Annotated in this window: 13 protein-coding genes; 5 read left to right on the top strand and 8 right to left on the bottom strand. The window is 58.5% G+C overall.

What is annotated here, in order from left to right; genetic code table 11:
- Window positions 1-127 precede the first annotated feature (127 nt).
- The 8 genes from AACY19_RS06240 to hmpA form a co-directional block, all read right to left on the bottom strand.
- Entirely contained in the window at window positions 128-619 is a 492-nt protein-coding gene (locus AACY19_RS06240) for a RidA family protein (RefSeq protein WP_034156086.1), read from the bottom strand.
- Between the two features lie 282 nt (window positions 620-901).
- A complete protein-coding gene (cyoE, locus tag AACY19_RS06235) occupies window positions 902-1,789 on the bottom strand; it encodes a heme o synthase (protein ID WP_339449005.1) in 888 nt (295 codons plus the stop codon).
- Window positions 1,790-1,799: 10 nt separating this feature from the next.
- On the bottom strand, window positions 1,800-2,135 hold the full coding sequence (gene cyoD / locus AACY19_RS06230) for a cytochrome o ubiquinol oxidase subunit IV (protein WP_007916940.1): 336 nt from the start codon (window positions 2,133-2,135) through the stop codon (window positions 1,800-1,802).
- A complete protein-coding gene (cyoC, locus tag AACY19_RS06225; RefSeq protein ID WP_339449001.1) occupies window positions 2,135-2,758 on the bottom strand; it encodes a cytochrome o ubiquinol oxidase subunit III in 624 nt (207 codons plus the stop codon). The genes cyoD and cyoC overlap by 1 nt, the downstream gene beginning before the upstream one ends.
- Before the next feature lie 3 nt (window positions 2,759-2,761).
- Window positions 2,762-4,792, bottom strand: a complete 2,031-nt coding sequence (gene cyoB, locus AACY19_RS06220) for a cytochrome o ubiquinol oxidase subunit I (protein ID WP_041479948.1) — start codon at window positions 4,790-4,792, stop codon at window positions 2,762-2,764.
- A 3-nt stretch (window positions 4,793-4,795) separates the two neighbouring features.
- Entirely contained in the window at window positions 4,796-5,737 is a 942-nt protein-coding gene (gene cyoA / locus AACY19_RS06215) for a ubiquinol oxidase subunit II (RefSeq protein ID WP_090286083.1), read from the bottom strand.
- Between the two features lie 826 nt (window positions 5,738-6,563).
- Entirely contained in the window at window positions 6,564-7,073 is a 510-nt protein-coding gene (locus tag AACY19_RS06210) for a disulfide bond formation protein B (protein WP_339448995.1), read from the bottom strand.
- 229 nt (window positions 7,074-7,302) lie between these two features.
- On the bottom strand, window positions 7,303-8,484 hold the full coding sequence (gene hmpA, locus AACY19_RS06205; RefSeq protein ID WP_339448993.1) for an NO-inducible flavohemoprotein: 1,182 nt from the start codon (window positions 8,482-8,484) through the stop codon (window positions 7,303-7,305).
- 163 nt (window positions 8,485-8,647) lie between these two features.
- Here hmpA and norR point away from each other — a divergent pair, with 163 nt between their 5' ends.
- The 5 genes from norR to AACY19_RS06180 all read left to right on the top strand — a co-directional run bounded on the left by norR (window position 8,648) and on the right by AACY19_RS06180 (window position 13,015).
- A complete protein-coding gene (norR, locus tag AACY19_RS06200; protein ID WP_339448991.1) occupies window positions 8,648-10,198 on the top strand; it encodes a nitric oxide reductase transcriptional regulator NorR in 1,551 nt (516 codons plus the stop codon).
- A gap of 188 nt (window positions 10,199-10,386) precedes the next feature.
- A complete protein-coding gene (locus AACY19_RS06195) occupies window positions 10,387-11,289 on the top strand; it encodes a chemotaxis protein CheV (protein WP_339448989.1) in 903 nt (300 codons plus the stop codon).
- Between the two features lie 27 nt (window positions 11,290-11,316).
- On the top strand, window positions 11,317-11,775 hold the full coding sequence (locus AACY19_RS06190) for a GNAT family N-acetyltransferase (RefSeq protein WP_339449611.1): 459 nt from the start codon (window positions 11,317-11,319) through the stop codon (window positions 11,773-11,775).
- 80 nt (window positions 11,776-11,855) lie between these two features.
- On the top strand, window positions 11,856-12,182 hold the full coding sequence (locus AACY19_RS06185) for a hypothetical protein (RefSeq protein WP_339448987.1): 327 nt from the start codon (window positions 11,856-11,858) through the stop codon (window positions 12,180-12,182).
- A gap of 83 nt (window positions 12,183-12,265) precedes the next feature.
- The gene (locus AACY19_RS06180) at window positions 12,266-13,015 is read left to right on the top strand and encodes a YkgJ family cysteine cluster protein (protein WP_339448985.1); all 750 of its coding nucleotides are present in this window, start codon (window positions 12,266-12,268) and stop codon (window positions 13,013-13,015) included.
- Window position 13,016: the final 1 nt, after the last annotated feature.

Raw genomic sequence — 13,016 nt, 5'->3', positions numbered from 1 at the left:
TTGCTCGGCTTGGGATGGGTGAGATGGCCTGAACCGAGGCCCCTCATCGGAACCCGCCCAGCCCTTTCCCGAGGGAGAGGAAGCCGATTTGGGAGGGTTAGGGTGAGGGCAAACCGCTAAACCACCCTCAAGCCGACGGATGCAACGCGACAATCATGTCTACTTCAATCGCCGCGTTCTTCGGCAACTGATACACACCGACCGTGGTGCGCGTGTGCCGGCCGGCATCGCCGAGCACATGACTGAAGACATCCGAGGCACCATTGGCGACTTCGCTGAGGTCGACGAAATCAGGGGTGGATTTCACATACACCGTGACCCGCAACAGCGCCTTGATCTTGTCCAGCGAACCGACCGCATCGACGATCAATGCCAGGCAGCGCATCGCACTGATGCTGGCGGCCGCCTGCGCATCCTTGAGGGTCAACTCCAGTCCGACGCGTCCGGGATACTGAATTTTTCCGTGGGTGCGCGGCACCATGCCACTGATGTACAGCTCATCGTGATGACGGATCAGCGGCGCGTAATTACCACCGGCGGTGTTCTCACCATAGATGTCGTAATTCAGTTCCTGTGCCAGGGCAATGAAACGCTCGTCGCAGGTCATCCTCTCTGTCATTTCGCCCAGCCTTTTGATCAGTGCATGAAGAACCGCAGGTCAAGACAGCCAGGCAGCAGTCAGTGGCATGCCGCTATCACTGTCATGGCTGGATCCAAATCTAGGGGGTTTACCGAAAGTCTGCAACCAGGCTCGTTCCCACATTTTATCTGCGGCGATCACATATCCCCTGTGGGAGCGAGCCTGCTCGCGAATGGCGGCACATCACACCCGCATGATCCACCCAACAAAAAACCCCGCACATCTCTCAATGTGCGGGGTTTTTCCTGAAGCCTTTCAGCCTTACGGCGCGTAAGTCAGCAGCAGCTCTGCCGGCACCTTGAAGTCCAGGGACATCATGACGCTCAACGCAGTGATGGTGAAGATCGAGAACACGAACAGCTTGCGTGCCCAGACCGTGTCATCCACTGCTTTGTAGCCGGTCCAGGCCATGTACAACCAGTACATGCCCATGGCGGCGGCAACGGCGAGGTAGCTCATGCCGGCGTAACCGCTGAAGGTCAGCATCAAGGTCGCTACGAGGAACGCCAGGATGTAGAGCAGGATGTGCTTCTTGGCCACTTGAATCCCGCGCTTCACTGGCAGCACCGGAATCGATGCAGCCAGGTAATCGTTGAAGCGGAAGATCGCGATGGCGTAGGAATGCGGCATCTGCCACAGGCTGAACATCACCAGCAACGTCAGCGCGGCCATGTCGAAGCTGTTGGTGACGGCAACGTAACCGATCACTGGCGGCATGGCGCCCGACAGACTGCCCACCAGCGTGCCGTGAACCGACTTGCGCTTGAGGTACAGGCTGTAGAAGCCGACGTAGATGATGAAGCCGATGATCGCGAACAAAGCGGCCAACGGGTTGGCCACCTTGTACAACAACGCAACGCCGAGAACACCAAGGATGGTCGCGTAGACCAGGGCCAGTTTCAGGGAGATCAAGCCCTGCACCAGCACCCGGTTCTTGGTGCGTTCCATCTTCAGGTCGATGTCGCGGTCGATGCAGTTGTTGAACACGCAACCGGAGGCAACAACCAGGGATGTACCGATCATGGCGGCCAAAAACACCGCCAGATCCACATGCCCTTTCGAGGCCAGGAAGAACCCGCCTGCCACAGAAAGCACGTTACCGAAAATGATCCCCGGTTTGGTGATTTGGATAAAGTGCTTGAGCGACATCGGGTCTACCTCACTTCGCCATCATGTACGTGTGGATGCTGAACATGATCCACAGCGACAGACCAACCAGCAGCACGATCACGATCGCCGTGAAGACGAATGCAATCACGTTGTTACGCTGAGCAATGGAACGGTCCAGGTGCAGGAAGTAATACAGGTGAACGATCACCTGGATCACTGCGAACAACAGAACGATTGCCAGCGTGGTGGCTTTCGGCAGGCTCGGGTACATCACCAGACCGAAAGGGATGACGGTCAGGATCACCGACAGGATGAAGCCAATGGCATACGACTTTACGCTGCCGTGGCCAGCATCATGGCTGTCATGGGAGTGTGCATTAGCCATTACAGAGTCCCCATCAGGTAAACAACGGTGAATACGCAGATCCACACCACGTCCAGGAAGTGCCAGAACAGGCTCAGGCAGCTCAGACGGGTCTTGTTGGTCGCCGTCAGGCCGTGCTTGTTGACCTGGTACATCATGATGCCCATCCAGATCAGACCCGCCGACACGTGCAGACCGTGGGTACCGACCAGGGTGAAGAACGCGGACAGGAAGCCCGAACGGCTAGGACCGAAGCCCTCGGAGATCAGCAGGTGGAACTCGTTGATCTCCATGGCGATGAAGCCTGCGCCGAGCAGGAAGGTCATGAACAACCAGCCCAGAACCTGCTGCTTCTTGCCTTTGTACAACGCCAGCATGGCGAAGCCGTAGGTGATCGAACTGAACAACAGCAGAGCGGTTTCGCCCAGCACGTATGGCAGTTCGAAGATCTCGTGGCCCGACGGGCCACCGGCAACGTTGTTTACCAGTACTGCGTACACCGCGAAGATCGACGCAAACAGAATGCAGTCGGTCATCAGGTAGAGCCAGAAACCGTATACGGTCATCTCGCCCGAGTCGTGGTGATGGTCATCGTGCCCATGGTCACCATGGGCGTGTCCAACATTGGTCACTAAATTCGACATGGTTTAAGCCTGTTCCAACGAGGTTTCAACACGGGTGGCATTGGCCGGGATTTTCCCTGCCGCGACCAGACGCTTGTGCTGCTCGGCTTCGATACGCTCGATTGTTTCAACCGGAACCATATAGCCCTGGTCGTCACGTGCAGCGTGGATCACGAAGTAGACAACGGTGCCTACCAGGCTCGCGATTGCCAGCCACCAGATGTGCCAGATCATGGCGAAACCGAAGACGGTCAACAGTGCGCCCATCACCACGCCAGTGGCGGTGTTGTTCGGCATGTGGATCGGCTCGTACTTGGCCGGACGCTGGTACGCAGTACCGTTTTCCTTGGCTTCGGTGAACGGGTCGATGCAGTCAGCCTTAGGCAGCACGGCAAAGTTGTAGAACGGAGGTGGCGACGAGGTCGACCATTCCAGAGTGTGTGCATTCCACGGGTCACCGTGATCGCAAACGTTCTCTGGCTTGTTGCGGTCACGCACACTGACGTACAGCTGGATCAGTTGGCAGGCGATACCGACAGCGATCATCACCGCACCGAACATGGCAACGTACAGGTACGGTACCCACTCAGGGTTGGTGGTGGCGTTCAGACGACGGGTCATGCCCATGAAGCCCAGTGCATAGAGCGGCATGAACGCGACGAAGAAGCCCGAGATCCAGAACCAGAACGCTGCTTTACCCCAGCCTTCGTGCAACTTGAAGCCGAACGCTTTCGGGAAGTAGAACGCGAAACCAGCGATGTAACCGAATACCGCACCGCCGATGATTACGTTGTGGAAGTGCGCGATCACGAACAGGCTGTTGTGCAGAACGAAGTCAGCACCCGGGATGGCCAGCAGTACGCCGGTCATGCCGCCGATGGCGAAGGTCACCATGAAGCCCAGAGTCCACATAACCTGGCTGGTGAAGCGCAGACGGCCCTGGTAGATGGTGAACAGCCAGTTGAACAGCTTCACACCCGTCGGGATGGAAATCAGCATCGTCGCCAGACCGAAGAAGGCGTTGACGCTGGCACCCGAACCCATGGTGAAGAAGTGGTGCAGCCAAACCATGAAGCCCAGTACCGAGATCGCGCCCGAGGCGTAGATCATCGAGTGGTGGCCGAACAGTTTCTTGCCGGTGAACGCCGAGATCACTTCCGAGAAGATGCCGAATGCCGGCAGGATCAGGATGTAAACCTCAGGGTGGCCCCACGCCCAGAACAGGTTGACGTACATCATTGGATTGCCACCAAGTTCATTGGTGAAAATGTGGAAATCCATGTAACGGTCAAGGGTCAGCAGTGCCAGGGTAGCGGTCAGGATCGGGAACGAAGCCACGATCAGAACGTTTGCCCAGGTGCAGGTCCAGGTGAAGATCGGCATGTCCATCAGTTTCATGCCAGGGGTACGCATTTTCAGTACGGTCGCGAGGAAGTTGACCCCCGTTAGCGTCGTACCTAACCCGGATAGCTGTAGCGCCCAGATGTAGTAGTCCATCCCCACGCCAGGGCTGTATTGCAGACCCGACAGCGGTGGATAGGCAACCCAACCGGTCTTGGCGAATTCGCCGACGCCCAGGGACAGGTTGATCAGCACGACGCCGGAAACCAGCAGCCAGAAACTCAGGGAGTTCAGGAACGGGAACGCAACGTCACGCGCGCCGATCTGCAGCGGCACTGCAAGGTTCATCAGGCCGGTGAAGAATGGCATCGCCATGAAGATGATCATGATCACACCGTGAGCGGTGAAGATCTGGTCATAGTGTTCAGGTGGCAGGTAGCCAGGCGAACCCTCGGTGGCCATGGCCAACTGGGTACGCATCATGATGGCGTCGGCAAAACCGCGCAGCAGCATGACCATGGCAACGATGATGTACATCACGCCGATTTTCTTGTGGTCGACCGAAGTCAGCCACTCGGTCCACAAGTAAGTCCACTTCTTGAAGTAGGTGATTGCAGCGAACAGCGCCAGACCACCGAGGGCGATCATGGCGATGGTCACCATCACGATCGGCTCGTGGAATGGGACTGCTTCCCAACTTAATTTACCAAACATCGTTTACTCCTCTGCCCCGGCAGCTGAATGCGAACCCGCGTCAATATCCGTGGCCGCCACTTCTTTCTCTTTCTTCTCGTGCTTCAGCGGCTTGCCCGGCTTCATACCTTCGTACTTGTCGACGATGATCTGGAACTGGTTCGGCGTGACCGACGAGTAGAGCTCGACTGGGTTGTTCTGGCTCGGTTTGGCAAGGGCCGCGTACTCAGCTTGATCAAGCTGTTTAGGTGACTTCTTGACTTCACTTACCCAGGCGTCGAAATCTTCCTGAGTGGTGGAGATAGCTTTGAACTTCATGCCGGTGAAACCCGCGCCGCTGTAGTTGGCGGAGATACCGTCCATTTCAGCGTTGCGGTCAGCGATCAGGTGCAGCTTGGTCTGCATGCCCGCCATCGCGTAGATCTGGCCGCCCAGACCCGGGATGAAGAACGAGTTCATCACAGCGTCAGAGGTGATCTTGAAGTTGATTGGCGTGTGCGCCGGGAACACGATCTTGTTGACCGTGGCGATGCCTTGTTCCGGGTAGATGAACAGCCACTTCCAGTCCAGCGCGACCACTTCGATGGTCACAGGCTTGACGTCGGATTGAATTGGACGATACGGGTCCAGTTCGTGGGTCGAAATGTAGGTGATGTAACCCAGGGCAATGATGATCAGGACCGGGATGGTCCAGACTGCCACTTCGATTTTGGTCGAGTGAGACCATTTCGGGGTGTAGACGGCGTTCTTGTTCGACGCGCGGTACTTCCAGGCGAACAGGAAGGTCATGACGATAACCGGCACAACGACCAACAGCATCAGCAGCGTAGCGGTGATGATCAGGTTGCGCTGTTCCAGGCCGACCTGGCCCGTTGGATTGAGCAAGGTCATGTTGCAGCCTCCCAGCAACAACGTGCCGAGCAGCGGCACTAGGCCTAGTAATCTGGGGTACCTGTTTTTACTCATCTCACGACCTCTAAAGCAGCTTGCGCAATGCAGTTGGGTTTTGATCGCCAACACTTCACCCTGCCAAGGGTTGGCATTTTCTTTGGATTGAATAAGGGCCGCCCGTCGCGCGTCAGACGCTCGACAAAACCTGGGACAGCGGTCAGTTCTTATTCGAATTCGTGGTCAAAGGCCTTGTTACAGACCAATTCCATTTGGTGCGGAAAGTTGGAAGGCACCGACACCTGGGTGTCTCGCAAGCCTCACGGCCTGCTCGACACCCGACTTTCTGATCAGTTCCTTGATAAAGGCTGAACAGTGCCGGGAATTCAGTGCGGGCGATTGTAGATAGGTAGCGCCCTATACACCATGTCTTATCCCGAAATAATTTTTATCCGTTCGAGCAACAATCCATCGCCATTTTTGCAAAAGTGCCGCATGTTATCGAAATCGATTCTCAACAAAAACACCAAAAATTGTAGGTGTACCCGCGTCAGTTCAGACAGCTCTGAAGGCTTTTTCTGCATAGCCGATCCGCGCAAAGCCCGATACTCCAAGGGTTCTGGCCATTTGCCAAAGCGTGTTAAAACTGCCTGATCTGGCACTCTTGTGCATAAAGCGAAAAACACCGAAACAGACCAATGTTTTTATGTAACAAGAGACCAATCGGGCCCTTCGCGGCCCCCTGCGACATGGCGCGTGTGACAACATGTCGCACACTCGCCGCACCCTTCATTGCCGTTCGTCACGACGTTTTCACAAAGTCTCTGGAAAGCGAAACGCCCCGATTTTCTTCTGGGAAAATCGGGGCGTTTCGTTGTATCGGCACTGCAGCGGCAAAGTTGACTCAGCGCAGCGCTTTTCGGTTACGCGAGGTCAGCAGTGGCACCAGAATCACCACCAGCACGAACGCCACAAGCGCCCATTGCGCCAGCGACAGACCGAGGATCGGCGGGTACGGCGTCGAGCAGAAACCGTCGACCTGGAAGCCCAGCGGGAAGATCTTCGCCAGCGGCAGGTCATCGACAATCGGTTGCAGCACATCGATGCCGCAGCTCACTGCCGGATAAAACTGCGTGTACACGTGATGCCCTGCCACGCCCGCACCGGCAATCGCGCAAATCACCACCAGCGCTTCAAACACCGTGATGCTGCGACGGGTGCGCATGGCCGCGCCAATGAACGCGAACAGCGCAATCAGCAGCAGCGCATAGCGCTGCAGAATGCACAGTGGGCACGGCGCTTCACCGAGCACGATCTGCATGTACAGCGCGCCACCGATCAGCGCCAGACAGATGATCCCCAACAGCACCAGAAAGCGGCGCTCACGGCCCAACCGAATCGTTTCCTCGCTCATCGCGTTTCCCTTTTAAGTCCATGGTTCAGCCGGCCGACGGCTGAAAGTTGTCGCAAGTCTACACCGGGGCAATAAACGATAAAGCAGTTAAGGAACCATTAACCCTGGATCATGTTTCACAAATACACACCGCATAACGGCCTTCGCGAGCAAGCCCGCTCCCACAGTTTGAAATGCATTCCAGGTGTGGGAGCGGGCTTGCTCGCGAAGGGGGCAACTCTGTTTCAGATCATTCCAAAGCCGCAGCCGGCCCGAAGAACTCGTAACGGCTTTGCTGCTCCGGCACATCCAGCGCTTTCAGATGACGCTTGATCGCGCCCATGAAACCTTTTGGCCCAAGGAAATACGCGTCGACATCCCGCTGCTCCGGCAGCCACTCGCCCAATTGTTCCAGGCTCAACAGGCCCACCTTGTCCGCCGCCGGGCTCACGCCATCGTCTTCGGCATAGCAATAGAAACGCTTGAGTTGCGGATGACGCGCCGCCAGGCCATCGACCCAATCGCGAAACGCATGCACGCTGCCATTGCGCGCGCAGTGAATGAAATGCACCGCACGCTCGGTTTCCAGCGCCGCCTCGAGCATCGCCAGTGTTGGCGTGATACCGACGCCGCCGCTGATCAGCACCAACGGTTTGTCACTCGCCGTCAGGGTGAACTCACCCGATGGCGGGAACAACTGAATGCTGTCGCCGACCTGCAGTTGGTCGTGCAAGTGATTGGACGCCCGGCCACCCGGTTCGCGCTTGACACTGATGCGGTACTGACCGTTGTTCGCCAGTGCCGACAACGAGTAATTGCGGCGGATCTCTTCGCCATCGAGGATCAGCTTCATGCCGATGTACTGACCGGGTTCAGCGGCGAGAATCGGGCCTTTGTCCGCCGGTTCGAAGTGGAACGAAATGATTTCCGCGCTCTCCTGCACCTTGGCCGCGACGATGAACTCACGCGCCCCGCGCCAGCCGCCGACGGCGTGTTCTTTCTGGTCATAGATCGCGGTTTCAGCGCCAATCAGAATGTCCGCCAGTTGGCCGTAGGCCGCGCCCCACGCGCTCATCACTTCAGGTGTGGCGATCTCTTCGCCGAGCACTTCGCAGATGGCGCGCAGCAGGCACGTTCCGACAATCGGGTAGTGTTCCGGAAGGATCTGCAGAGCGACGTGCTTGTTGATGATCTTCGCCACCAGATCGCCCAACTGGTCGAGCTGGTCAATGTGCCGCGCATACATCAACACGCCGTTGGCCAGGGCGCGCGGCTGATCGCCACTGGCCTGGTGCGCCTGATTGAACAGTGGGCGGACTTGTGGGTATTCGGAGAGCATCATGCGGTAGAAGTGGGTGATCAGCGCTTCACCGCCGCTTTCCAGCAGAGGCACGGTGGATTTGACGATGGCACGATCCTGGACGCTAAGCATAAGGTGACTCCTGGACTTACTGGAAAAGTTACTGATGGATTATCAGTATTCGTGCCAACTTATTTATCCATATAAATCAATGACTTGAAAATACAGCAGTCATAATGACTCGAACTGCTATATAGTCACTTCGACTACATCTTGTCCCTTTGACTACATAACCATGACCGCCAAATCCCTGCTCACCGCCCTATTGCCGCTCGTCGCTGATCTGTCCCGCGAACTGCCCGAAGGCGAGCGTTATCGAAGGCTGCTCGAAGCCATGCGCGCCCTGTTGCCCTGCGACGCGGCGGCATTGTTGCGTCTGGATGGGGAGTCATTGGTGCCACTGGCCGTGGACGGTTTGAGCACTGACACCCTGGGCCGCCGCTTCAAGGTCAGCGAGCACCCGCGCTTTGAAATTCTCCTGAGGGGTGACGGACCAACGCGGTTCGCCGCCGACAGCGACTTGCCCGATCCTTACGACGGCCTGGTCGCCGGCCTCGACGAACACCTCGAAGTCCACGATTGCCTCGGCTGCCCGTTGTTTGTCGATGAAAAACTCTGGGGCCTGATCACCCTCGACGCCCTCGACCCCGAGCGCTTCGAGCCCATCGAACTCGACGCCCTGCAAGCCTTCGCCAGCCTCGCCTCGGCCACGGTCAACGCAGCCGAACGCATCCAGCGTTTGGCGAATCGCGCCGAAGACGAGCACCAGCGCGCCGAGGTCTACCGTCAGGCCAGCGGTCAGCAGAACCGCGAAATGATCGGCCAGAGCAAGGCGCTGAAAAAACTGGTCGAGGAAATCAATCTGGTCGGCGGCAGCGATCTGACCGTGTTGATCACTGGCGAAACCGGGGTTGGCAAGGAACTGGTCGCCCAGGCCATCCACGCCGCGTCAGCGCGTGCCGACCAGCCGATCATCAGCCTCAACTGCGCCGCCCTGCCCGACACACTGGTTGAAAGCGAACTGTTCGGCCACGTGCGCGGAGCCTTCACCGGTGCCAGCAGCGACCGGCGCGGCAAATTCGAACTGGCCAATGGCGGTACGCTGTTTCTCGATGAAGTCGGCGAATTGTCGCTGACCGTGCAGGCGAAGTTGCTGCGGGTTTTGCAGAGCGGCCAATTACAGCGTTTGGGCTCAGACAAAGAGCATCAGGTCGATGTACGCCTGATCGCCGCGACCAACCGCGACCTGGCCGAAGAAGTGCGCAGTGGGCGCTACCGCGCCGACTTCTACCATCGCCTCAGTGTCTACCCGCTGCGCGTCCCGGCCCTGCGAGACCGGGGTCGGGATGTGTTGTTGCTCAGCGGTTTCTTCCTCGAACAGAACCGCTCGCGCATGGGCCTCAACAGCCTGCGCCTGAGCAGCGACGCCCAGGAAGCCTTGCTCGCCTACACGTGGCCGGGCAACGTGCGCGAACTGGAACACTTGATCGGGCGCAGTGCGCTGAAGGCCTTGGGCAACTGCAAGGTGCGTCCGAAAATTCTCAGCCTGAGCGCGGCGGATCTGGATTTGCCACGCGAGGTTGTGGATAAGCCGGTTGCGGGTGTGGTGGCTGAGATGCTGCTGGTCAGCGGGGATCTGCGCAGTGCCACCGAGCAGTATCAGCGGCGTTTGATCAGTGCGGCGCTGGAGCGCAATCAGGATAACTGGGCGAGTGCGGCGCGGGAGTTGGGGCTGGATCGGGCGAATCTGGGCCGCATGGCCAAACGACTGGGCATGAAGAGCTAAAAGCACACCCTCACCCTAGCCCACTCCCGGAGGGAGAGGGCTGGGCGGCGGCGTTCCGATGAGGGGCTTTTGATCGCAACGCAACCCGACAACTAACCTAAAGCCCAACCTTTTGACGCCGATAACCCGGCATCAATAGTTTCTGGCGATTTTCACCCTCGCCCGCCACCTTTCCACAGAAGGTTCATATGTCTTCCACCAAAGCCCGCGCAGATTCACTTTCGCTTCTGCTGTTTACCTTGCGCAGCGGCAAGTTGATGGCGATCAACCTGCTGAAAGTCAGTGAAATCATCCCCTGCCCGCCGCTGACCAAACTGCCGGAGTCGCACCCGCACGTCAAAGGTATCGCCACTTTGCGCGGTGCCTCGCTGTCGGTGATCGACCTCAGCCGCGCCATTGGCGAGCGTCCGCTGGAAGACCCGAATGGCGGCTGCCTGATCGTCACCGACGTCAGCCGCTCCAAGCAGGGTCTGCACGTACAGGCCGTGAGCAAAATCGTCCACTGCCTGACCACCGACATCAAGCCGCCGCCGTTCGGCTCTGGCGGTTCGCGCGCTTACATCACCGGCGTGACTTCTGTAGACGGGACGCTGGTACAAGTGCTCGACATCGAGAAAGTTATCCACAGCATCGCCCCGGCCCAGATCGAAATGGCCCCGACCGACCTGACCATGGAAGACGCCGACGTCCTCGGCAACGCGCGGATTCTGGTGGTCGACGACAGCCAGGTGGCGCTGCAGCAATCGGTGCACACCTTGCGCAACCTCGGCCTGCAATGCCACACCGCGCGCAGCGCCAAGGAAGCCATTGACTGCCTGCTCGACCTGCAAGGCACCGCGCAGCAGATCAACCTCATCGTTTCCGACATCGAAATGTCCGAAATGGACGGCTACGCCTTCACCCGCACCCTGCGCGAAACCCCGGACTTCGCCCACCTCTACGTGCTGCTGCACACCTCGCTCGACAGCGCGATGAACAGCGAAAAGGCCCGACTGGCCGGCGCAAATGCGGTGCTGACCAAGTTCTCGTCGCCGGAACTGACCCACTGCCTGATCGAAGCGGCCAAGCACGTCGCGGCGCACGGACACTGAGTCTTGGCCCAGACGTATTGTTTTCTGATGCGCCGCGATCTGACCAAGGACGCGCCGCAGGCGTTTGTGCCTCAAGGTATTGAACTGTGCACGTACTGCGCCGAACTGGCGGCGGACGTGCATGACTTGATGCAACTCGGCTACCGCGAAGGTGGCGGCCGGGTGCCGGCGCTGGACGTTTGGCAGCGGCAGTTCGAAAGCGATCCTGAATACGATCCGAGCCTGTGTTTAATTGCCCGCGATGCCGAAGGCGTGGTCGGCGTGGCGCAGTGCTGGACGAGTTCATACATCAAGAATCTGGTGGTGCATCCGCGCATGCAGGGGCGCGGATTGGGCCGGGCGTTATTGCTTAATGCGTTCAAGGTGTTTCAGCAACGCCGCGAAGGGTTTGTCGATCTGAAGGTGCTGGAAGACAACCTGCGGGCGCAGCGATTGTATGAAAGTGCCGGGATGTATGTAGTCCGCCGCGAGCTGGTGCCGGACTGATCGACCGTCTTCGCGAGCAGGCAACTTCCCTTCTCAGACAGACTCAAACCTTGGCGACCCACGACCAAGGATGCCCCAACATGAAAGCCATCACTTTAAGCCTGCTCTGCCTCACCGCCCTCGCCTCCCAGGCCCAAGCCTCCAGCCCCGACGCCTGGGCTGCCTACGACAAAGCCGTGCTCGCCAGCTGCACCAAAGCCAGCGGCCTGAAAAACGCCAACCCGGTCGGCACACCTGCGCAATTCGATGACCGCGTCGGCTACACCGCCGTTCTGCTGCAAGGCCAATACCCGCAAAAGCACATGAAAGGCCAGCAGGGCACAGAGTTGTGCCTCTACAACAAAAAAACGAAAACCGCGTTCGTCACCGAATGGGACTCGATCCGCCCGACTGCAAAAGCGCGGTGAGTGGCGCATAACTTGCTTCGATATGGGCCTGTGCGGTGGTTTTCCGCCACCGTTTCACACCCTGATTGAAGACAGATCGCTCAATGAATACGACGTTTTCCTGCGTAGGCTGCGGCAAGTGCTGCACCGATCACCATGTCCCCCTGACCCTGGCCGAAGCCCGTATGTGGGCGGCGGATGGCGGCCAAGTGATCGTGCTGGTCGAAGCCTTCCTCGGCAACGGCCTGGGGTTACCCACCCAGCAGCGCGAACATGCCGAACGCCGTTCGGCGCTGGTGCGCAGCGGCGCAACCAAGGCCCATGTGGCAATCACCTTTGCCGCCTACAACGTCGGCCCCTGCCGGAATCTTGACGAAGACAAGCTGTGCCGCATCTATGAGCGCCGGCCACTGGTGTGCCGCATTTACCCGGCGGAAATCAACCCGCACATCCCGCTCAACCCAAGCGCCAAAGACTGCCCGCCGGAGTCGTGGGAACAGGGGCCGGCATTGATTGTTGGCGGTGAGCTGGTTGATCAGGAACTGGTCGAACTGATCCAGCGCTCACGTCAGGCGGATCGCGATGACATCGACACCAAGGACGCGATTTGCGCGAAGCTCGGCATTCGCACCACGGCCCTGAAGGGTGACGGATTCACTGCGTATCTGCCGAACATGGACGCGTTCGCGGCGGTGATTGATCAAGTGATCGAGCAACCGCTGAACGCGGCGCAAAGTGAATGGCAGTTTCATGTGTCCGGGGAGGACATTGCCGGGCAAGTGCTGGCTGCCGGAGCGCAGGTGGTGACTGAACCGGCGCAGACGTATGCGTTTATTTCGTTGCGGGCGGCTTGAT

Source organism: Pseudomonas sp. EA_5y_Pfl2_R50, assembly GCF_963970475.1.
Taxonomy (GTDB): Bacteria; Pseudomonadota; Gammaproteobacteria; order Pseudomonadales; family Pseudomonadaceae; genus Aquipseudomonas.
The sequence above is the reverse complement of the archived record's forward strand: the minus strand, read 5'-3'. Positions and strand labels throughout refer to the sequence as shown.

Bases quoted from the DNA above. Each gene is read 5' to 3' on its own strand.
- AACY19_RS06240 (WP_034156086.1), bottom strand. From the start codon at position 619: ATGACAGAGAGGATGACCTGCGACGAGCGTTTCATTGCCCTGGCACAG.
- cyoE (WP_339449005.1), bottom strand. From the start codon at position 1,789: ATGTCGCTCAAGCACTTTATCCAAATCACCAAACCGGGGATCATTTTC.
- cyoD (WP_007916940.1), bottom strand. From the start codon at position 2,135: ATGGCTAATGCACACTCCCATGACAGCCATGATGCTGGCCACGGCAGC.
- cyoC (WP_339449001.1), bottom strand. From the start codon at position 2,758: ATGTCGAATTTAGTGACCAATGTTGGACACGCCCATGGTGACCATGGG.
- cyoB (WP_041479948.1), bottom strand. From the start codon at position 4,792: ATGTTTGGTAAATTAAGTTGGGAAGCAGTCCCATTCCACGAGCCGATC.
- cyoA (WP_090286083.1), bottom strand. From the start codon at position 5,737: ATGAGTAAAAACAGGTACCCCAGATTACTAGGCCTAGTGCCGCTGCTC.
- AACY19_RS06210 (WP_339448995.1), bottom strand. From the start codon at position 7,073: ATGAGCGAGGAAACGATTCGGTTGGGCCGTGAGCGCCGCTTTCTGGTG.
- hmpA (WP_339448993.1), bottom strand. From the start codon at position 8,484: ATGCTTAGCGTCCAGGATCGTGCCATCGTCAAATCCACCGTGCCTCTG.
- norR (WP_339448991.1), top strand. From the start codon at position 8,648: ATGACCGCCAAATCCCTGCTCACCGCCCTATTGCCGCTCGTCGCTGAT.
- AACY19_RS06195 (WP_339448989.1), top strand. From the start codon at position 10,387: ATGTCTTCCACCAAAGCCCGCGCAGATTCACTTTCGCTTCTGCTGTTT.
- AACY19_RS06190 (WP_339449611.1), top strand. From the start codon at position 11,317: ATGCGCCGCGATCTGACCAAGGACGCGCCGCAGGCGTTTGTGCCTCAA.
- AACY19_RS06185 (WP_339448987.1), top strand. From the start codon at position 11,856: ATGAAAGCCATCACTTTAAGCCTGCTCTGCCTCACCGCCCTCGCCTCC.
- AACY19_RS06180 (WP_339448985.1), top strand. From the start codon at position 12,266: ATGAATACGACGTTTTCCTGCGTAGGCTGCGGCAAGTGCTGCACCGAT.